The 19,065-nt window shown below is 71.5% G+C and carries 16 protein-coding genes and 1 tRNA gene; 12 read left to right on the top strand and 5 right to left on the bottom strand.

The features are described 5' to 3' along the window. The first annotated feature begins 127 nt into the window (after positions 1 to 127). Positions 128 to 313: a helix-turn-helix transcriptional regulator gene (locus ACLJPL_RS17200; protein WP_037878213.1), complete on the top strand. Its 186-nt coding sequence runs from the start codon at positions 128 to 130 to the stop codon at positions 311 to 313. Between the two features lie 60 nt (positions 314 to 373). Continuing rightward, the gene (locus ACLJPL_RS17195; protein WP_411081706.1) at positions 374 to 1,777 is read left to right on the top strand and encodes a tyrosine-type recombinase/integrase; all 1,404 of its coding nucleotides are present in this window, start codon (positions 374 to 376) and stop codon (positions 1,775 to 1,777) included. A 136-nt stretch (positions 1,778 to 1,913) separates the two neighbouring features. Here the strand turns inward: ACLJPL_RS17195 and ACLJPL_RS17190 are convergent. Next, positions 1,914 to 2,003: transfer RNA gene (locus ACLJPL_RS17190), tRNA-Ser, on the bottom strand. An 86-nt stretch (positions 2,004 to 2,089) separates the two neighbouring features. Beyond that, a complete protein-coding gene (locus ACLJPL_RS17185) occupies positions 2,090 to 3,799 on the bottom strand; it encodes a S1C family serine protease (RefSeq protein ID WP_411081705.1) in 1,710 nt (569 codons plus the stop codon). A 201-nt stretch (positions 3,800 to 4,000) separates the two neighbouring features. Here ACLJPL_RS17185 and ACLJPL_RS17180 point away from each other — a divergent pair, with 201 nt between their 5' ends. The 3 genes from ACLJPL_RS17180 to ACLJPL_RS17170 all read left to right on the top strand — a co-directional run bounded on the left by ACLJPL_RS17180 (position 4,001) and on the right by ACLJPL_RS17170 (position 6,886). Beyond that, entirely contained in the window at positions 4,001 to 4,837 is an 837-nt protein-coding gene (locus ACLJPL_RS17180) for a glycerophosphodiester phosphodiesterase (protein WP_411081704.1), read from the top strand. A gap of 252 nt (positions 4,838 to 5,089) precedes the next feature. Next, the gene (locus ACLJPL_RS17175) at positions 5,090 to 5,632 is read left to right on the top strand and encodes an ATP-binding protein (protein ID WP_411081788.1); all 543 of its coding nucleotides are present in this window, start codon (positions 5,090 to 5,092) and stop codon (positions 5,630 to 5,632) included. 288 nt (positions 5,633 to 5,920) lie between these two features. Continuing rightward, on the top strand, positions 5,921 to 6,886 hold the full coding sequence (locus ACLJPL_RS17170; protein WP_411081703.1) for a DUF5926 family protein: 966 nt from the start codon (positions 5,921 to 5,923) through the stop codon (positions 6,884 to 6,886). Positions 6,887 to 7,283: 397 nt separating this feature from the next. Here the strand turns inward: ACLJPL_RS17170 and ACLJPL_RS17165 are convergent, their stop codons facing one another. Next, positions 7,284 to 7,571, bottom strand: a complete 288-nt coding sequence (locus ACLJPL_RS17165) for a hypothetical protein (RefSeq protein ID WP_411081702.1) — start codon at positions 7,569 to 7,571, stop codon at positions 7,284 to 7,286. A gap of 572 nt (positions 7,572 to 8,143) precedes the next feature. Further along, on the bottom strand, positions 8,144 to 8,884 hold the full coding sequence (locus tag ACLJPL_RS17160) for a bifunctional DNA primase/polymerase (RefSeq protein ID WP_411081701.1): 741 nt from the start codon (positions 8,882 to 8,884) through the stop codon (positions 8,144 to 8,146). Positions 8,885 to 9,634: 750 nt separating this feature from the next. On the opposite strand from ACLJPL_RS17160, the gene ACLJPL_RS17155 reads away from it, so the two are divergent. Beyond that, positions 9,635 to 11,122 carry a PP2C family protein-serine/threonine phosphatase gene (locus ACLJPL_RS17155; protein ID WP_411081700.1) on the top strand — a complete coding sequence of 496 codons (1,488 nt, stop codon included), beginning with the start codon at positions 9,635 to 9,637 and terminating at the stop codon, positions 11,120 to 11,122. Positions 11,123 to 11,281: 159 nt separating this feature from the next. After that, positions 11,282 to 12,763: an aminopeptidase P family protein gene (locus ACLJPL_RS17150; protein WP_411081699.1), complete on the top strand. Its 1,482-nt coding sequence runs from the start codon at positions 11,282 to 11,284 to the stop codon at positions 12,761 to 12,763. Positions 12,764 to 12,798: 35 nt separating this feature from the next. Here ACLJPL_RS17150 and ACLJPL_RS17145 read toward each other — a convergent pair whose 3' ends face one another. Next, positions 12,799 to 13,566 carry an ATP-binding protein gene (locus tag ACLJPL_RS17145; protein WP_411081698.1) on the bottom strand — a complete coding sequence of 256 codons (768 nt, stop codon included), beginning with the start codon at positions 13,564 to 13,566 and terminating at the stop codon, positions 12,799 to 12,801. A gap of 304 nt (positions 13,567 to 13,870) precedes the next feature. On the opposite strand from ACLJPL_RS17145, the gene ACLJPL_RS17140 reads away from it, so the two are divergent. The 5 genes from ACLJPL_RS17140 (at position 13,871) to ACLJPL_RS17120 (ending at position 19,062) form a co-directional block, all read left to right on the top strand. After that, on the top strand, positions 13,871 to 14,743 hold the full coding sequence (locus ACLJPL_RS17140; protein ID WP_411081697.1) for a hypothetical protein: 873 nt from the start codon (positions 13,871 to 13,873) through the stop codon (positions 14,741 to 14,743). 188 nt (positions 14,744 to 14,931) lie between these two features. After that, entirely contained in the window at positions 14,932 to 15,753 is an 822-nt protein-coding gene (locus tag ACLJPL_RS17135; RefSeq protein ID WP_411081696.1) for a YcnI family protein, read from the top strand. Between the two features lie 215 nt (positions 15,754 to 15,968). After that, positions 15,969 to 16,628 (top strand): SCO family protein, encoded by a 660-nt coding sequence (locus ACLJPL_RS17130; protein ID WP_411081695.1) that lies wholly within the window; start codon positions 15,969 to 15,971, stop codon positions 16,626 to 16,628. Then, positions 16,625 to 17,074, top strand: coding sequence for a copper chaperone PCu(A)C (locus ACLJPL_RS17125; RefSeq protein ID WP_411081694.1), 450 nt, complete (start codon positions 16,625 to 16,627; stop codon positions 17,072 to 17,074). Before ACLJPL_RS17130 ends, ACLJPL_RS17125 begins: the two co-directional genes overlap by 4 nt. 11 nt (positions 17,075 to 17,085) lie before the next feature. Next, the gene (locus tag ACLJPL_RS17120; protein WP_411081693.1) at positions 17,086 to 19,062 is read left to right on the top strand and encodes a copper resistance CopC/CopD family protein; all 1,977 of its coding nucleotides are present in this window, start codon (positions 17,086 to 17,088) and stop codon (positions 19,060 to 19,062) included. The last annotated feature ends 3 nt before the right edge of the window (positions 19,063 to 19,065 follow it).

Genomic DNA, 19,065 nt, shown 5'->3' with positions numbered 1-19,065 from the left:
GGAACTTCCCGCGCTTTCTGTGGCAGCCCACCCCCACCATCAAAACCCCAGGTCAGACCATTCAAACAGGGTTTCTGTGTATTACGTGGTTTCTGTGGCGGCCAGACGTCTCGAAGGAGCCCACACGATGGCCCGCCCCCAGATGCTCAAGCTCCCCGAAGTCCTCGACGAACTCAACATGTCTCGCGCCGCGTTCTACCGACTTCGCGCGCGGGGCCTCGCACCCAAGCTCATCAAGCTTCCGAACCACCAGGTGCGCGTACGCCGTGCCGACCTTGACGCCTGGCTCGCCCGGTACGAGGAAGCCGCCTGAGTCCACACCGACCTGACCTGAGAGGGCCCGCTACGGCGGGCCCTCTCTTCATGGAGACACATGCTCACCTTCGATGTCGTCATCTGGTCCATCCGGCAGCGCAAAGGCCGGCCGAAGCCCTGGGAACTCCGCTGGCGTGTGGGGGCCGAGGGGCACTCGAAGAGCTTCACCCTCAAACCGCAGGCCGATGGTCGCCGCTCTCAGCTCATGGCTGCCCTGCGAGCGGGCCAGCAGTTCGACGAGGAGACCGGTCTTCCCAAGAAGGAGCTTGCCGCCCTCGCAATGCCGACATGGTTCGAACACGCCAAGGCGTACGCGCTGATGAAGTGGCCCACAGCGGCGGCCAAACATCGTGCGAGCATCGCGGAATCGCTTGCCGTCGTAACACCCGTCTTCACAACCGGCCACGGTGCCCGACCTGATGCCCGCGTACTCCGTGCCGCTCTGTACCAGTGGGCGTTCCGAGCCGTGGAAGGTCCGAAGGGTCAGCTCGTCTCGCGCGCCGAAGCCCAAGAACCTCCCGCCGAAGTCCGGAAGGCACTGGAGTGGGTTGGACAGCATTCAATGAGGGTGGACGAAGCCGCGAAGCCGGAGCACGTGCGAGCGGCGCTCACGGCCCTTTCCCGGCTTCTGAATGGGAAGCCTGCGGCGGAGAACACCGCCAATCGGAAGCGCATGGTGCTGAGCAACGCCTTCCGGTACGCGGTTGAGGAACGGGCCCTCCTCACCCGCCACCCGTTCCTGTCGGTGGACTGGGCTGCTCCCCAGACCTCGGACGAGGTCGATTTCCGGTGGGTGCCCGGCCCTCGACTCGCTCGCGCTCTGCTCGCCGCCGTGGCCGCGCAGAGAACACGCGGTGAGCAACTGGAGGCGTTCTACGGGGCCGTCTACTACGTGGCGACGCGCCCCGGCGAAGCCGCGGCGCTCAAGGAGTCGGACTTCATCCTGCCGCCGGAAAGCGAGCCGGAGGCGTGGGGTGAAGTGCTGGTGTCGGAGAGCCACCCGGAAGTCGGGGGCGGCTGGGCCGACAGCGGGAAGTCCCACGACGAGCGCGGCCTGAAGCACCGGGCACGGAAGGCAGTACGGGCCGTTCCCGTCCCGCCGATATACGTGCGCATGGTCCGCGCCCACATCGCGCGCTTCGGCGTTGCACCGGACGGCCGGCTGTTTCGGGCGGTGCGTGGCGGTCGTCTGACGTCGAACGAGTACCCCGAGGTCTGGAGCGAGGCGCGGAAGGCGGTGCTCAGGGAGCAGGAGCTTCGGACCGCGCTGGCGGAGGTCCCGTACTCCCTGCGGCATGCCGCGATCTCGCTGTGGATCAAGTCCGGCATGGACCCGGTGGAGGCCGCCTACCGCGCCGGCCACAGCCTCGCCGTGCTCTACCGGTTCTACGCCAAGCTCCTCAAGGGTGGGTCGGCGGCGGCCAATCGGCTCGTTGAGCTGGGGCTTCACGCCGAGGAGTAGGGCCGATCCTGGCCCGCGTATGGCCCACACGCCCTGGATGGCACCGGGAACCAGGGGCGCGAGGTGAGACAAGGTGAACGCAGAGGGCGGGCCCCCGTTCCGGAGACCCGCCCTCTGACCTGCTGCTTCTCTCACCTGGCGGTGGGTGTGGGATTTGAACCCACGGTCACATCGCTGCGACGACGGTTTTCAAGACCGTTCCCTTAGGCCGCTCGGGCAACCCACCCCGCGTCGGCGGTCCGAAGGCCGTGACGGCCGATGGGCCGTCAGGGCCCTGTCGGGCCGGTTCGACGCTTGGGACAGCCTAGCCGGTCAGCTGTCGCCCTCGCGCTGGCCCAGGGTGACTTCGGCCGTTGCCGTCTTGCCGTCGCGCTCGTAGGTGATGGTCACCTTCTCGCCGGGCTTGCGGGTCCAGATCTCGCCGATCAGGGTCGGGCCGCTGTCGATCACGGTGTCGTTGAACTTCGTGATCACGTCGCCCGCCTTCAGGCCCGCCTTGGCCGCCGGGCCGTTCGGGGTGACGGCGGAGTTGCCGTCCGCGCCCTCGGGGGAGATCGCGGCGCCGCCCGTCTTCTCCGCCATCGACACCGTCGCGCCGATCACCGGGTAGACCGGCTTGCCCGTCTTGATCAACTGCTCGGCGACGTTCTTCGCCTGGTTGATCGGGATGGCGAAGCCGAGGCCGATCGAGCCCGCCTGGGACTGGCCGAGGCCACCGCCCGTCGACTGGATCGCGGAGTTGATGCCGATGACCGCGCCCGTCGCGTCCAACAGCGGGCCTCCGGAGTTGCCCGGGTTGATCGAGGCGTCGGTCTGTAGAGCGCTCATGTACGAGTTCTTGCTGCTGGAGCCGTCCCCGGAGGCGACCGGGCGGTTCTTCGCGCTGATGATGCCCGTGGTGACCGTGTTGGACAGGCCGAAGGGCGCGCCGATCGCGATCGTCGAGTCGCCGACCGCCACGCTCTCCGAGTTGCCGAGCGGGAGGGGGGCCAGGCCGGACGGCGGGTTCTTCAGCTTCAGTACGGCGACGTCGTAGCCCTGGGCCCGGCCGACCACCTCGGCCGCGTACTTCTTGCCGTCGGAGAAGGTCGCCGACAGTTCTCCGGATTCCGCCGCGGAGGCCACCACGTGGTTGTTCGTGAGGATGTGGCCCTCCTTGTCGTACACGAAGCCGGTGCCCGTGCCGCCCTCGCCGTCGCCGCCCTGCGCATCGATCGTGACCACGCTGGGGAGCGCCTTCGCCGCGACCCCGGCCACGGTGCCCGCGGGCCGCTTGAGGTCCCTGGGGGTGTCCGACGCCGAGATCGTGGTCGAACCGCCGGAGGAACCGTTGTCGTTGCGGTCGGCCGCCCAGAAGCCGAGCGCGCCGCCGATGCCGCCCGCGACCAGCGCCGCCGCCGCCACGGCCGCGACCAGCCCACTGGCGCCCCGACGCTTCGCGGGGGCGGGCTCGGAGCCGTGCGGCGGGACCGGGGCGCCCCAGACCGGGCCGCCGCCGCTCCCGTCGCCGGCTCCGCCGCCCGGCGTGTGGGCTGCGCCGCCACCCGCGTACGAGGGGACGGCGGGCGGGGGCGGGGGCCAGGAGGCCGCGCCGGGCGGGGGCTCGGGCGCCGCACCGTACGGGGAGTGGTGGGGCTGCTGCGGGTGCTGGTGCGCTTGGGCCGAAGGGGGTGTGTGAGGTTCGGGGTGAGGGGTGTGGGGGTGGGGCGCGGGCGGGCCCGGGTAGGCCGGGCGGTCCTGGTGGCCGCCGGCGTACGTCGGGGAGCCCTGGTGCGTGGGGGTGTGCCGGGGCGCGTCCGCGTGCGCCGGAGTGGGCGCGGTCGGCGCGGTCGGCGTGGCCTCGGGCGCGCTCCCCGCGCTCTCCGCCGCATCGGCCGCCGGGCGCGCGGGGGTGGTTGCGCCGGGGACGGGGGCGTCGTCAGGCGTCGATTCGGGAGTGGTGGCCGGCACGGGAGGTGCGGGCGGAACGGACGGCACGGCCGGTACCGCGTTGTCCTCGGTGCCCTCGTTCTCGGTGCTCACAGCTCTTTACTCCTCGGTTCCACTCGGCATCCAGTCGGCATTCGGCAAGAGATCCGCTGTGCACGTGTCTGCGGTCAGCTTTTCCCACAGCACGTCTGGCCACTGTAAGCAGGACCTGTGCATCCGCACACCAATCTTTACATCAGACAAAACAGACCTCCAGGGTGACATGTGTTCGCCTCCCCCCGAGGCGGTGACACCATGGCCCGGGTGACCCACGCACGGCAGCGCAGCCCGCAGACCTCGATCCAGGTCGTCGCCCACCGCGGAGCGTCCGACGACGCCCCCGAACACACCCTGGCCGCTTACCGCAAGGCCATCGAGGACGGCGCCGACGCCCTGGAGTGCGACGTCCGGCTGACCGCGGACGGCCACCTCGTCTGCGTGCACGACCGCCGGGTGAACCGTACGTCGAACGGACGCGGCGCCGTCTCCGCCCTGGAGCTCGCCGACCTCGCCGCCCTCGACTTCGGCTCCTGGAAGGACCGCGAGGAGTCGCCCGACTGGGATCCGGTGCCGGGCGAGCTCACCTCCGTACTCACGCTGGAACGTCTCCTGGAGCTCTTCACCGAGGTACGGGCCGCCGGGCGGCCGCTGCAACTGGCCATCGAGACGAAGCACCCCACCCGCTGGGCCGGGCAGGTCGAGGAGCGGCTCCTGCACCTGCTGAAGCGCTTCGGCCTGGCCGATCCGCCGGCCGACGAGCCCTCGCCCATCCGCATCATGAGCTTCTCCGGCCGGTCCCTCCACCGCGTCCAGGCCGCCGCGCCCGCCCTCCCCACGGTCTACCTGATGCAGTTCGTCTCGCCCCGGCTGCGCGACGGACGCCTCCCCGCCGGTTCCCGGATCGCCGGCCCCGGCATGCGGATCGTGCGCAGCCACCCCGGGTACATCGAGCGGCTGCACCGGGCGGGCCACCGGGTCCACGTGTGGACCGTGAACGAGCCGGCCGACGTGGAGCTCTGCGCCGAACTCGGCGTCGAGGCGATCATCACCAACCGCCCGAAGCAGGTTCTGTCCCAACTGGGCCGCATTTAGCACGTAACGACCACCCGATCGCCGCCGTGACGGGGAGTACACCGGCGCATTCAGCGCGCGTTCAGTCGTCACGAATGCGTCACCGGCCCTGCGATGGCCGGTTTCCGGTGCAGCTCAGTGGGGCATCCAACCCGTGGCGTGGGGGCAAAGGAGGTCTCGGGGGTGGCGTTGGTGGTGGCACAAGAGGTGCCTGCGTCGTCGAGCATGGCCGTTCCCCATGGTCCTGCCGGCGTGGGGCAGGCCCGGCACCGGATGCGTGAGCAGTTGCGCAGCAACGGGGTGTCGGACGCGGTCGTGGACGACGCCGTTCTCATTCTTTCCGAACTTCTCAGCAACGCCTGCCGGCACGGCAGACCGCTGGGACGGCACACCGATGTCGGCGACGGCGACATCCGCGCCGCGTGGCGCGTGGACACGGGCGGCGGCCTGACCGTGGAGGTCACGGACGGCGGCGGCCCGACCCGACCCGTTCCCGCCACCCCCTCGGTGACGGCGCGCGGCGGCCGGGGGCTCAACATCATCAGCGCCCTGGCACAGGAGTGGGGCGTACGGGACGACTCGTCGGGCGAAGTCACCGTCTGGGCCCACGTCTCCTCGCAGAAGCCACCCGGGCTCGGCGGGAGCGGACCGGGCACGGACGGCCGGAGCGCGGACAGGCTGGGTGCGGACGGCCGCGGTGCGGACAGGCTCGGCGCGGACGGGCGCGGCGTCAAGGAGTTGGGGCGTCGGGCCGGCGTGCGGCCGACCGGATTCGAAGGGCTGGATTTCTCCGACGTACTCGATGACGTGGGCTGAGACCGGGACAGGTGCGGGCCGAAACCGCCCCGCCGTGGGTGGAGACCGACCCGGGATGGGCCCCGACCGCCACAGGGTGGGCGGAGACCGACCCTGCATGGGCCGCGATCACCCCGGCGTAGGCGGAGACCGACCCGGCACGGGCCGAGACCGACCCGGCATGGGCAGAAGCCCTTCGGTGCCTCACGTCCGCCGGGGCACGGTGAGCGGGCGTGCGTGCGGCGGTGCCGTCCCGGGCGGCTAGGCTCGCGCCGAGACCGCACTGTCGCAATCGGGAGAATGCCCACCATGGCCAAGAAGCGCCCCCAGACCAAGGCCGGGAAGCAGCAGCTGAAGGACGGTGAGGTCCCGGTCGTCGGGGCCCGCGAGCCCTGTCCGTGCGGCTCGGGCCGTCGCTACAAGGCATGTCACGGACGCGCCGCCGCCCAGGCCGTGACCGAGCTCGTGCACCGCCCGTTCGAGGGACTGGCCGGCGAGTGCGACTGGGTCGCCCTGCGCGAGCTGGTGCCCGCCGCCACGGTGGAGCTGACGCTGAAGGGCGGGCTGCCCCAGGGAGTTCCGTCCGTGTCGCTCGCGACGGTCCTGCCGATGGCGTGGCCGGCCCTGCGCCGCGACGACGGTTCCGTCCTGCTCGCCCTGCAGAACGACACCCCCTCCGGCGACCTCAGCCGCGACCTCGCGGACACGCTCCAGCGCGCGCTGGAGATCGAGCCCGGCTCCCCGGTCACCGCCCGCCGCGTGCCGGCCGATGGGCCGCGCCTCCAGGACCTGCTCGACCCGGACGCCGCGTTCGAGCCCGTCGTCCACTCGGGGTTCGAGTTCTGGGTGCCCGACGCGGAGAACGCCACCCCCGAGGTGTCCGCCTCCCTGGAGCGCGCGAACGCCGCCGCGATCCCGACGACGCTGCTCTCCGGCGTCGACGCCGCGTACTGGTGCGAGACCCCGGAGAAGAACCACCTGCGCTGGGTCATGCCGCACCCCGAGGAGCAGCTCCTCGACGCGCTCGCCCGGCTGCACGCCGCCGGCGCCTCCTCGCTCGGCGACGACACCCGGCTGGTCGGCTCGTTCCGGGCGCACGGACTCGTCGTCCCCGTCTGGGACCTGCCGACGTCGATGGGCGCCGAAGCGTGCGAGAAGCCCGCGGTCGCGTTCACCGAGCGGCTGGCGACGGCGCTCGCGTCCGACGCCCCGCTGACCCCGGAGGAGCGCCGCGCCCGCAGCGGTCTCACCAACCGCCAGGTGACGCTGAGCTGACCGACCGGAGCGACGCCCACCCCCCGCGCCGGGTACGGTCCGCCCCCGCCTCGGGTGCCGTCCGCACCTGGATCGGGTACGGTCCGCAGCCGTATCGGGTGCCGCCCGCACCCGCGCCAGGTGCCGCCCGCACCCGCGCCGGGGAGGGCCCGCACCTGCGCGGTGACTCGCGTCACAATCCGCCGTACTGACAAGTAAATCGCCATCCCCACAGGGGAGATCGAATTTGCGAACGGCAGATCTCTTGTTACCGTTCTAGAAGCCCGGTCGCTGGTGCATCCCCCGTCGCCAGCGACCGGGCGCCTTCTTTTACGGCTCCGACCCGCACCACTCACGGCCCGGAGCCCCCCCTCACCGCAGCGCCCCCGTACCCCGGGCTCCTCCACGGCTTCGGGGCTCAGTCCGATGCGCGGGGAGCCCGCTCGGATCCCGCGCGCAGCAGCAGCGGCGCCTCCTCCGCCGGCCCCGCGCCCGCGTACTCCGCCACCGCCGCATAGGCCGGGGGATCGCCCGCCGAAGGGGACCTGGGCGTCTCGCAACTGCCCGGCTCGTCATGGTCGGCCAGCGCGCAGTGCAGCTCCACGGTCCGCCCGCCCGGGCCCATCAGCGTGAGCACGGAGCGGAGTTCCTTCCCGGAGGTGTTGCGGTAGTAGGCGCGCGCCCAGGTCTCGCCGCCGCCGGTCATGACACAGGTCTGCGCCTCGACGCCCTCCGGCGAGACCAGCTCCGGCCCGCACCGGGCGGCACCGCCGGACCCGCCTGACCTGTCGGACCCGCCTGACCCGTTGTCGGAGTTTCTTTTCGAAGGCGATTTCAGGGAAAGCGGAGGAAAAGAATCATTCCCATCTCCGGACAGGTCATCAGAAAGCTTTTTTTCATGGCTTTCTGATGACCTGTCCGGAGATTCCTCTCCAGCCGATACGGCATCCGGGGTACCAGCGGTATCTGCGGAAGCAACGATCGGAATCAGGCACGCGAAAGCGACGGCAGCCGTGAGACCGATCATGCGGAGATTCATGGCGGCCCCCTTGCTGACGTGCCGACTCGCTGCCTTGCCGACGCTGACGTGCCGACGTGCCGACTTGTGCCTTGCTGACGTCCCGATTGCGCGGGTGGCGCGCGCGAGGTGAGTGATCGAGAGCGACGATAGCGACGCGGCACGCGCAAAGGCGCGCCCGGCACCCGTTCAGCGCGGATCCGGCCCGGCTCACACCCGTACGAGTGAGCCGAGCCGTCCGCCCCTGCTCGAGGGGAGCGTCAGTACGCGAGCCGGCTGCCGCCGTCCGGGGCGTTGGTGCTCGCCTCCACCAAGGCGTCCAGGACCGCCTCCACGTCCGGCAGCCACGGTGAGGCCGGGGCCGGAGCGCCGCCCTTCGCTCCCCGGCGGAAGACCGGGGCCGGGGCGGAGGCGGCGGGCGGAGCCGGTACGGGTTCCCGTTCCCAGTGCACCCGGCCCGCGCCGATCTCGGACGGCGGCAGGACGAGATAGCCGCCCTCCCCGTGGAACCGGAGCGAGCTGGGCACCCAGTCCTTCGCGTACAGCAGCTCACCGAGCCGCTCCAGCGTGTACGGGGCGACCAGCAGCGACCACCGGGTGGGCGTCGCCACGACGGGGCCCAGCCGCAGGCCCATCCGGTCGAGGTCGGCCAGCGCTCTCGACCCGGCCGCGGCGGGCAGGCTCACCGCGCAGGGGGCCCGGCCGCCCGTCGCCAGCATCACCGGGGCGGTCGGGCGGTCGGTCCACCACCAGCGCACCATGCGCCCGTCCGTGGTGGCCGCCAGGAGACCGGGGTCGAAGGGGTGCGCGCCGGGTACGGCGCAGTCGGGGTCGAGGCAGGCGCAGCCGGCCACCTCGCGCAGGGCGGCCGGCGCGGTCCCGGCTCCGGGGAGCACGGGCCACTGCCATACGGTGGCGCAGGTCAGGGCCGCGTCGAGCCGGGCGGCCCCCTCCTTGCGCCGGAGCCGGAGCCTGCGTCGCCTTCCGAGGATCTCGCGCATGAGCGCTCGTTCCTTTCCGTTGAACGCCGAGTCCACATGACGCGACGCGTGGATTGACACCGCGTGCGCGTCTCTTCTCTGTGCGTACGTGCTCATCAGGTGCTGCGGTACGGGGTACGGGCGTGCCTTCGGTACCGAACGTGAGCCGAGCCGAGTGGAACCGATCCGAGTGGAGCAGATCTGGGGTGGAGCCGAGCAGAATCCGAGTGAACCGAGCAAAGCCGAACGAAACGACGTCGAACCGAGCCGCGCAGAACCGAACCGAGCCGCGTCGAACTGCGCCGAACCGCGTCGAGCCGAAGCGATCAGGGTCCGACTGACCTGCCGGAGTCGCACTGGCCGCGCCGCGCCGAGCTGATCGAACCGAACTGACCGGACCGTACTGACCGAACCGAGCACCATGGAGCCGGGTTCGCAACCCGGCGTGAGGCGGAACCACGACCGTCACGCGCCGCAACCGTCACGGACGAGGACGCCCGGACCCGCTGTCGGGTTCCTGGGCGATCACGTCCGCCCCGGAACATCTGCTCCCGTGCGTCCGACCGTGCGCTTCGGCCCCGGAACCGCTGCCCTGAGCATCATCGTTTACGTACCCAGCCTGCCCGGGATGACGCTGCCCCGGGGATTTCATCCCGGACACCCCGTTGTCGAGCAGCCCCAGTCGACCGCAAATTGCTGCCGGAGGGTGCATTTTTCGGCCAAGTTGACTAACACTGGAAGAACGCGAATCCAGCGAGCCTCCAGGGGACAATGCTGGACATCAGGTTACTTCTGCGTGTAGATGTGGATGCATTGATAGCGGCGCAGAATCACATGGGGGTTTGCGATGCTATTCGACGAATCGAACCGGTCGGAAAGCTGGCTGCCATGAGCGCCCCACACCTGCCGAAAGTGGCTGGAATCGATCCAGAGGTTCCGGTTTCAACGCACACTGCCGCTCCTCTGGCCCAGGTACCGGCAGCGCCCGGAGCCTTCATCCAGGACCGGTTGGCGGGCTGGGTCTCGGACCTCACGACGCTGCACGAACTGACCGAGCGGCTGGCCGGGACCGCCACCCTGGACGCCGCCCTGGACGAGCTGCTGCACGCCGGAGCCGCCCTCGTCGGCGCCCGCCGCGGCCTCCTCGTCCTGGAACCGCCGGGCGGTGCGGGCCCCTCCACCACCCTCGGCCTCGGGCTCGCCCACGCCGACCTCGGGCACCTGGAGACCGTGGAGCGCGCCGCCACTCCCCTGGGCCGCATCCTCGACGGGCTGCCGGACGCCCGCTCCCCCGTCGCCAGCCCCGACCTGCTCGGCGACGAGAACCTGGACCCCCGCCACCGCGAGGTCGCCACCCGGCTCGGCTACGCGGCCAGTTACGCCCTGCCCCTCGCCACCGAGGCGGCCGGACGGCTCGGCGCCGCCGCCTGGCTCTACGACGAGCCCGCGGAGCCCTCGGAGAAGCAGCGCCACCTGGTCGGACTGTATGCCCGGTACGCCACCGAGCACCTGGCCCGCCTGATCGAGCTGGAGCGGGCCCGCGCCGACGTCGCCACCGTCGCGGAGGAGCTGCTCCCCAGCCGGCTGCCCCGGATCCCCGGCGTACGGCTGGCCGCGCGGCGACGGAGCGGGCCCAGGGGCGGCGGCGACTGGTTCGACGCGCTGCCGCTGCCCGACCACGCGCTCGGGCTCGCGGTCGGCTCGGTGGGCGGGTCGGGGCCGAGCGCGATGGCCGCCATGGGCCGGCTGCGCGCGAGCCTGCGGGCGTACGCCGTGATGGAGGGCGAAGACCCCGTCGCCGTACTCTCCGATCTCGAACTGCTGCTCCGGCTGACCGAGCCCGCGCGGACCGCCACCGCCCTCTTCGCCTACTGCGAACCCGCCGCCCGCAAGGTGGTCCTCGCCGGCGCCGGGCACGCCCCGCCGCTGGTAATCGGCGAGCGGCGCTGCGAGTTCGTCGAGACCACCCTCTCCGCCCCGCTGGGGATGCTCGCCTGCTGGGAGGCGCCGAGCGTGGAGTTCAGCCCCGCACCAGGCGAAACGGTGCTTCTCTACACGGACGGCCTGCTGCGCCGCACCGGCGACGCCATGGACCGCGCCTTCGCCCGACTGCACTCGGCGGCCGCTTCGGTACCGAAGGCGCACCGGCACGATCCGGCCGCCGTCGCCGATCACGTACTGCGCACGATGCTGCCCGAGGGGCTCGACGGGAGCGACTCCACCGAGGACGTGGTGATCCTCGCGGCGCACTTCGACTGAGCCCGAGCACGTCGACCGGGACCTTCCGGGTAGGTCGACCGCGACCTTCCGGGTAAGGCGGCCGGGACCTCCCGGGTAAGAGGTCCTTCGGCCCTGGGCCCCCTTCCGTACGCCCGTACGATGGGTGGTGGTCCAGTGTCGTATCAAGGAGACGAAATCGTGTCTGAGGAGCTCATCCCGGAGACCCCGGAGCAGGAGACCGAAGAGAACGAGGCAGCAGAGCCGATCAAGCAGCGGAAGAACGGCCTGTACCCGGGCGTCTCCGACGAGCTTGCCGAGAACATGAAGTCGGGCTGGGCCGACACCGAGCTGCACGACCTCGAACCGATCGCCCAGGCCGAGCACACCGCCGCCCGGCGCGCCGCGCTCTCCGCCCGCTTCCCCGGCGAGCGCCTGGTCATTCCCGCGGGCAACCTCAAGACCCGCTCCAACGACACCGAGTACGCCTTCCGCGCCTCCACCGAGTACGCGTACCTCACCGGCGACCAGACCCAGGACGGCGTCCTCGTCCTGGAGCCGACCGGCGACAGCGGCCACGAGGCCACCGTCTACCTGCTGCCCCGCTCCAACCGGGAGAACGGCGAGTTCTGGCTGGACGGCCAGGGCGAGCTGTGGGTCGGCCGCCGGCACTCCCTCACGGAGGCGGAGCAGCGGCTGGGCATCCCCGCCAAGGACGTCCGCGAGGTGGCGGCCGCGCTGACCGCGGCCACCGGCCCGGTGCGCAACGTGCGCGGCCACGACGCGTCCATCGAGGCCGCCCTCACCGACAAGGTCACCGCCGAGCGCGACGAGGAACTGCGCGTCCACCTCTCCGAGGCCCGCCTCGTGAAGGACGCCTTCGAGATCGCCGAGCTGCAGAAGGCGTGCGACGCCACCGCGCGCGGCTTCGAGGACGTCGTGAAGAGCCTGGACAAGGCGGAGGCGACCAGCGAGCGCTTCATCGAGGGAACGTTCTTCCTGCGTGCCCGCATCGAGGGCAACGACATCGGTTACGGCTCCATCTGCGCCGCCGGTCCGCACGCCACCACCCTGCACTGGGTCCGCAACGACGGCGCCGTCCGCACCGGCGACCTGCTGCTCCTGGACGCCGGCGTGGAGACCAACGACCTCTACACCGCCGACGTGACGCGCACCCTGCCGATCAACGGCACGTTCTCGCCGCTCCAGCGCAAGATCTACGACGCGGTGTACGAGGCCCAGGAGGCGGGCATCGCCGCCGTGAAGCCCGGAGCCTCCTACCGCGACTTCCACGACGCGTCGCAGCGCGTGCTGGCCGAGAAGCTCGTCGAGTGGGGCCTGCTCGGCGACCTGTCCGTCGACAAGGTCCTGGAGCTGGGCCTCCAGCGCCGCTGGACCCTGCACGGCACCGGTCACATGCTCGGCCTGGACGTCCACGACTGCGCCGTCGCGCGCACCGAGGCGTACGTCCAGGGCACCCTGGAGCCGGGCGTCTGCCTGACCGTGGAGCCGGGGCTGTACTTCCAGGCCGACGACCTGACCGTGCCCGAGGAGTACCGGGGCATCGGCGTCCGGATCGAGGACGACATCCTCGTCACCGAGGACGGCAACCGGAACCTGTCCGACAAGCTGCCCCGCCAGGCCGACGAGGTCGAAGCCTGGATGGCGCGGCTGAAGGGCTGACCCTCCTCCTCGACCCTTGCGACAGGGCGCGTTGCTCACACCATGAGCAGCGCGCCCTCCCGCCATTTCAGGACCTTGTCGAAGCTCACCACCGCGCCCCGGCCCGGCCGGTTGCCGAACTGGACGTGGTCGGCGAGCTGTTCGATGAGGTCCAGCCCGCGGCCGCTCTCGGCGACGCAGGGGATGTACGCGGCGAACGAGGGCTGAGCGCCCGCGGGCTCCGGGGGCTGGGCCCGTTCCACGTGCTCGAAGCGCTCGTGTCGTCCGGAGCGCTCGACGTGCTCGATGTGCTCGTGTCGTCCGGAACGTTCGTCGCACTCGATGTGCTCGTGTCGTCCGGAACGTTCGTCGCACTCGATGTGCTCGTGCTGTCCGGAACGTTCGACGTGCTCGATCTGCTCGTGCTGTCCGGAACGTTCGACGCGCTCGATCTGCTCGACGTGCTCGATGTGCTCCGCGTATTCGGTGTGCGCGGCTGGGCGAAGCGCGCGCCGGGCGGGAAAGCCCGGCCCGGAGTCGGCGACCTCGATACGGCATTTCTCGCCGTCCAGATACGCCGTGACCCGGTACTGCCCGGACTCCGCCGGGGGCCTGTCGGGTCCGGCGTCCTCGTGCTCCCCCGGGCCCGTCTGGTCGCCGCCGTGCTCGACGGCGTTCGCACACGCTTCGGTGAGCGCGACCGACAGGTCGAAGGAGACGTCCGGATCCACCCCCGCGGTTTCCATGGTGCCGAGCAGAAAACGACGGGCGAGCGGAACGCTCGCAGCTTCGCGCCGCAAATGGAGTGACCACCAGATGCTCATGCTCCAGCCTCCTGGCTGCGGCTCGACGTACCGATACGTATTGCCGCACATCGCCCTTCGTAAGCACGGATCGGCCGTGAGAGCCCTCATTCGGCGGATGCGGTTATTCCGCCTACCGGTGTATGGCAGCCCTGGAGATCACCCCGGCAGGCCCGGGCAGGACCGCGGGCGGTTACCGGAATCGGCACGCCCACAGCCCGAACATCCCCCGCGAACAGCGACAACAAGCACGCAAGGGGACGGAAGCTGATGTTGCGGACCTGCCGTACCGCGTGCGGGTGCGCAGTGCGATGATGTCCCGGCCATGTCCACGCCTGTCGCACACGCCGGAGCCGGTCTGCGGCTCATGAGGGCCGCGGTGTTCACCGCGGTCTGCGTCGTGCTGTCCGCGGCGGGACATACGTTCGCCGCCGGTGCGGCCGTTCCCGCGTGGACCCTGCTCGTCGGCTTCCTCGGCGTCCTCGCCGTCGCCGCCGCCCTCGCCGGACGGGAACGCTCCCTGCCGTCGATCGCCGGCGCGCTGGCGGGCGGGCAGCTCGCGCTGCACGTCCTCTTCGCGTACGGCAGCCACGGCAGCGCCGGGGCGATCGCCGCCTCCGCGCCCGCGAGCAGCGGTGAGAACCCCCTGATCCGCTTCGCCGCCGGGCTCGTGTGCGGTGCCGGGCAGGGGCAGATCGACGCCTCCGACGCCCACCGCATCGTCACCACGGCCGGCATAGACCCCTCGACGCTCTCGCAGGGCCACGGCCACCTCGCGTCGGCCGCCCACTCGGCGGGAACGGCCACCGCCGCGGCGGCCCCGGACGGCGGATCCGGTGCGGGTTCGGCGTACGCCGCCGTGGTCGCGCTGCTGCCGGGAGCACCGATGTTCCTGGCGCACCTGCTGGCCGCGCTCGCCGCCGGCTGGCTGCTGCGGCGCGGCGAGGCCGCCCTCTTCCGGCTGGCGCGCCTCTCGGCGTACGGCGCCCAGGAGCTGGCGGCCGGGACCCGGTTGCGCTCCCTGCGCGCCGCGCTCGCGCACGTACGCGCCCTGCGCGCCGGAGCGCGCGAGCAGCTCGTGTGGGGCCCGCGCCCCCCGCGTACGGCCGACGACGACCCGGAACCGGCCGCCGGGGACCCTCTACAGCACGCGGTGATCAGGCGCGGGCCTCCGGCCCCGTACGCCCTCGCAGCCTGACGCGACACCTGCGCCCACCGCCGTACCCCTGGCACCGCCGTCCACCACGGGCGGCCCTTCATGGACGGCTCCTGCGCGGGCCTGCCCGGATTCCTCATGGGCCGGACGAGGTGTCGTGCCGCCGTCGCGCATCCGCGCGCCGGAACACCGTGTTCCTCTTCATCTGCATCTGTGGAGTGATTCCTGCCATGAACGCCGTCAACGTCTCCCGCAGCACCCCCCGTAACGCCTCCCGCACCACCTCCCGTGTCGCCGTCGCCGCCGGCGTCGCCGCGTCCGCCGTCCTGCTGCTCGCCGGTCCCGCCGCCGCGCACGTCAGCGTCCAGCCGGAGGGGGAGGCCGCCAAGGGCGGTTACGCCACCCTCAACTTCAAGGTCCCCAACGAGCGCGACCAGGCGTCCACGGTCAAGCTCGAGGTGAACTTCCCGGCCGCCCACCCGCTCTCCTCCGTGACCCCGCAGGCCGTTCCGGGCTGGAAGATCGACATCACCAAGGGCAAGCTCGACAAGCCCCTGGAGGTGCACGGCCGGAAGATCACCGAGGCCGTCACCAAGGTGACCTGGACCGCGGACGGCTCCGAGATCGCGCCCGGCTACTTCCAGCAGTTCCCGGTCTCCGTGGGGCAGCTTCCCGAGGACGCCGACCAGCTGGTCTTCAAGGCCATCCAGACGTACGACAACAAGGAAGTCGTCCGCTGGATCGAGGAGCCCAAGGGCGACGAGGAGCCCGACAGCCCCGCCCCGGTCCTGAAGCTGTCCGCCGCGACCGACGACCACCACGGCGGCGGCGCGGCCGACAAGAGCGACGACCACAAGACCGACGACGACAAGGCCGACGAGCACAAGGCCGACGACAAGGCCGCGTCGGCCGAGGGCGACAAGAAGGAGACCCACGCCGCGTCGTCCTCCTCCAGCGACACCACGGCCCGCACCCTGGGCATCATCGGCATCGTCGTGGGCATCGCGGGCGTCACGTTCGGCGTGCTCGCCGGCCGCCGCCGTACGGCCTGATCCACCGGGGTCCGGCCGTCGACGGGACGGCCCGACCCTGCCGGGTCCAGCCGTCGACGTACGGCCGGGTCTGCCGGGTCCGGCGGTCACGGGACAGCCGCGACCTTGCCGGGTCCGGCCGTCACGGGACAGCTCCGACCTTGCCGGTCCGGCCGTCGACGTACGGCTCGGCCTGCCGGTTCCTCCACCCGCACCACACTCAGGACACCCCTTTCATGCGCAACGCAAAAGCAGTGACGGCCGTGGCGTTCGCCGCCGCGGCCGCGCTGGCCCTCTCCGCCTGCGGCACCGGCGACGGCAAGGCGGGCACCTCGTCCGTCGCCGACGTCGACGCCTCGCCGAAGACCAAGGCCGCGACCGTTCTCGACAGCCCGTTCACCAAGCCGAACCTCGTCCTCACCGACACGGAGGGCAAGGAGTACGACCTCCGCGAGGCGACCAAGGGCAAGCCGACGCTCATCTACTTCGGCTACACCAAGTGCCCCGACGTCTGCCCGCTGACCATGAGCAACATCTCCATCGCCAAGCGGGACCTGCCCGAGAAGGACCGGGACAAGCTCCAGGTCGTCTTCGTCACCACCGACCCCGAGCGCGACACCCCCGCCTCGCTCGGCAAGTGGCTCAAGGCCCAGGACCCCACGTTCACCGGCCTCACCGGCGACTTCGCCACCATCCAGGCGGGGGCGCGCCAGATCGGCATCGGCATCGACGCGCCGGAGAAGCAGAAGGACGGCACCGTCGTCTCGATGCACGGGGCCCAGGTCGTCGCCTTCTCCCCGAAGACGGACGCCGGGTACGTGCTGTACGGCGAGAACACCACCGCCGAGGAGTACGCCAAGGACCTCCCCAAGCTGATCGAGGGGGAGAAGCCGTGAAGCGCCGCACGACCCTCGCCGGCGTCATCGCCCTCACCACGGGACTGGCGCTGACGGGGTGCTCCACGGACAGCGGCAAGCCCGAACTGAAGGTCGTCGGCGCGTATCTGCCGCAGCCCGTCAGCGACATGGCCGCCGGCTTCCTCGTCGTACAGAACAGCGGGTCCACCGCCGACCGGCTCACCTCGGTGACCAGCCCGCTCTCCGACGACGTCACGATCCACGAGACCAAGGACCAGAAGATGCGCGAGGTCTCGTCGTTCGAGGTCCCCGCGAACGGCGAGCTCGATCTCGAACGCGGTGGCAACCACATCATGTTCATGAAGCTCAAGCAGAAGCCCAAGCAGGGCGAGAAGGTCTCCGTCGAGCTGCACTTCGAGAAGGCCGACCCCATCACGGTCGACCTGCCGGTGAAGGAAACCACCCACAACCCGAAGAAGCAGTGAGGGACTGACCCGTGACGACTGCCACCGCCCCGCGCCCCGGAGCGTCCCCGATACGGCGGCCCGTCGCCGCCGCCGCGCTCGTCGCCGCCCTGGCCGGCCTGGTGTTCGGGCTGCTGCTGGCCGGCGCGGGCCCGGCGTCCGCGCACGCCGCCCTCACCGGGAGCGACCCGCAGGACGGGGCGGTGGTGGCCACCGCGCCCAGGGAGGTCACCCTCAGCTTCTCCGAGGCGATCGCCGTGGGCGACGACTCGATCCGGGTCCTCGACCCCAGCGGCCAGCGCGCCGACACCAAGGCCGCGCCGCGCGACCTGACCGAGGGCTCCACCGTCCGGTACGGCGTCCAGCTCCACGCCGGCCTGCCGGACGGCACCTACACCGTGGCCTGGCAGGCGGTCTCCGCCGACAGCCACCCCATCTCCGGCGCCTTCACGTTCTCCATCGGCGCGCCGTCCAGGACCACGGTCGCGCTGCCCTCCGACGAAGTGGGCGGCGGCCCGGTCGGCGTCGTCTACGACATCACGCGGTACGCGGCGTACGCCGGGTTCATCCTGCTCGTGGGCGGCTCGGCGTTCGTCCTCGGCTGCTGGCAGCGCGGTGCGGCCGCCCGGCCGATGCAGCGGCTCGTGGTGCGCGGCTGGATCACCCTGACCGCGGCGACCCTGGTCATGCTGCTGCTGCGCAACCCGTACACCGGGAGCGGGAAGTTCGCCGACGCCTTCGACCTCGACGGGCTCCAGTCCGTCCTGGACACCAAGCCGGGCGCGGCCCTCGTCTCGCGGCTGCTGCTGCTCGGCGCGGCGGCCCTCTTCATCGCCGTCCTGTTCGGCACGTACGCCCGGCGCGAGGACCCGGTCGAGAAGAAGGACCTGACCTTCGGCCTGGCTGTCGGCGGCGGGGTGGTCGCGGCGGGCATCGCCGCCACCTGGGCCATGTCCGAGCACGCCTCCACCGGTATCCAGGCGGGGATCGCCATGCCGGTGGACGTGGCACACCTGCTGGCCGTCGCCGCCTGGCTCGGCGGTCTCGTCGCGCTCCTGGTCGCGCTGTACCGGACGCCGGACATCGGGAGCGATGCCGTACGGCGGTTCTCCCGGGTCGCGTTCGGCAGCGTCCTCGTCCTCGCGGCGACCGGGATCTACCAGTCCTGGCGGCAGGTCGGCTCCTGGTCGGCGCTGACGGGTACGCGGTACGGGCAGCTGCTGATCATCAAGGTGGCGCTGATCGCGGTCCTGCTCGCCGTCGCGTGGTTCTCGCGGCGGTGGACGGGGCGGCTGACGGACACGGCCGCCGCTTCCGTGACCGTAGAGGAGTCCGCAACCGCAGAAGAGTCCGTGACCGTAGAAGAGTCCGCGACCGCAGAAGAGGAAGAGAACGACGCGGCTGAACCGGTGGAGACCGCCGCCGGGATCGACCCGGCCCGCGCCGCCCAGCTGGCCCGTCAGCAGGCCGTCCTGACCGCGACGAAGAAGAAGCGGATACGGGACGCCGACCCGGAGCGGTCCGGGCTGCGCCGCTCGGTCCTGGCCGAGGCGGCGATCGCCGTGGTCCTGCTGGCCGTCACCACCATGCTGACGGCGACCGAGCCGGGCCGTACGGAGGAGGAGGCCGCGGGCGCGTCCGCCGCGTCGAGCGCCCCCGCCGCCTCCGGACCCGTCAACCTGAGCATGCCGTTCGACACCGGCGGCCAAAACGGCAAGGGCACCGTCCGGATCGACATCGACCCCGGGCGCACCGGCGCCAACGAGCTGCACGTCTGGGTCGACGGCAGCGACGGCAAGCCGATGGACGTCCCCGAGCTGAAAGTCGCCCTCACCCTGGAGGCGCAGGAGATCGGCCCGCTGCCGGTCGCGCCGGAACGCCTCGCCGAGGGGCACTGGTCGGCGAGCGGCGTCCAGATCCCGATGGCGGGGGAGTGGAAGGTCGATGTGACGGTACGGACGTCGGACATCGACCAGGTCACCATCGACGAGAACGTGAAGATCGGCTGAGTA

The sequence above is a fragment of the Streptomyces sp. cmx-18-6 genome, from assembly GCF_046548915.1.
GTDB lineage: Bacteria > Actinomycetota > Actinomycetes > Streptomycetales > Streptomycetaceae > Streptomyces.
Note: the sequence above shows the minus strand (reverse complement) of the source record. Positions and strands in the feature narration are given on the sequence as shown.

Excerpts from the sequence above, each read along its gene's own strand:
- ACLJPL_RS17145 (WP_411081698.1), bottom strand. The coding sequence starts at position 13,566 with ATGAGCATCTGGTGGTCACTCCATTTGCGGCGCGAAGCTGCGAGCGTT.
- ACLJPL_RS17170 (WP_411081703.1), top strand. The coding sequence starts at position 5,921 with ATGGCCAAGAAGCGCCCCCAGACCAAGGCCGGGAAGCAGCAGCTGAAG.
- ACLJPL_RS17195 (WP_411081706.1), top strand. The coding sequence starts at position 374 with ATGCTCACCTTCGATGTCGTCATCTGGTCCATCCGGCAGCGCAAAGGC.
- ACLJPL_RS17140 (WP_411081697.1), top strand. The coding sequence starts at position 13,871 with ATGTCCACGCCTGTCGCACACGCCGGAGCCGGTCTGCGGCTCATGAGG.
- ACLJPL_RS17165 (WP_411081702.1), bottom strand. The coding sequence starts at position 7,571 with ATGACCGGCGGCGGCGAGACCTGGGCGCGCGCCTACTACCGCAACACC.
- ACLJPL_RS17180 (WP_411081704.1), top strand. The coding sequence starts at position 4,001 with ATGGCCCGGGTGACCCACGCACGGCAGCGCAGCCCGCAGACCTCGATC.
- ACLJPL_RS17160 (WP_411081701.1), bottom strand. The coding sequence starts at position 8,884 with ATGCGCGAGATCCTCGGAAGGCGACGCAGGCTCCGGCTCCGGCGCAAG.
- ACLJPL_RS17135 (WP_411081696.1), top strand. The coding sequence starts at position 14,932 with ATGAACGCCGTCAACGTCTCCCGCAGCACCCCCCGTAACGCCTCCCGC.
- ACLJPL_RS17200 (WP_037878213.1), top strand. The coding sequence starts at position 128 with ATGGCCCGCCCCCAGATGCTCAAGCTCCCCGAAGTCCTCGACGAACTC.
- ACLJPL_RS17155 (WP_411081700.1), top strand. The coding sequence starts at position 9,635 with ATGCTGGACATCAGGTTACTTCTGCGTGTAGATGTGGATGCATTGATA.
- ACLJPL_RS17130 (WP_411081695.1), top strand. The coding sequence starts at position 15,969 with ATGCGCAACGCAAAAGCAGTGACGGCCGTGGCGTTCGCCGCCGCGGCC.
- ACLJPL_RS17175 (WP_411081788.1), top strand. The coding sequence starts at position 5,090 with ATGCGTGAGCAGTTGCGCAGCAACGGGGTGTCGGACGCGGTCGTGGAC.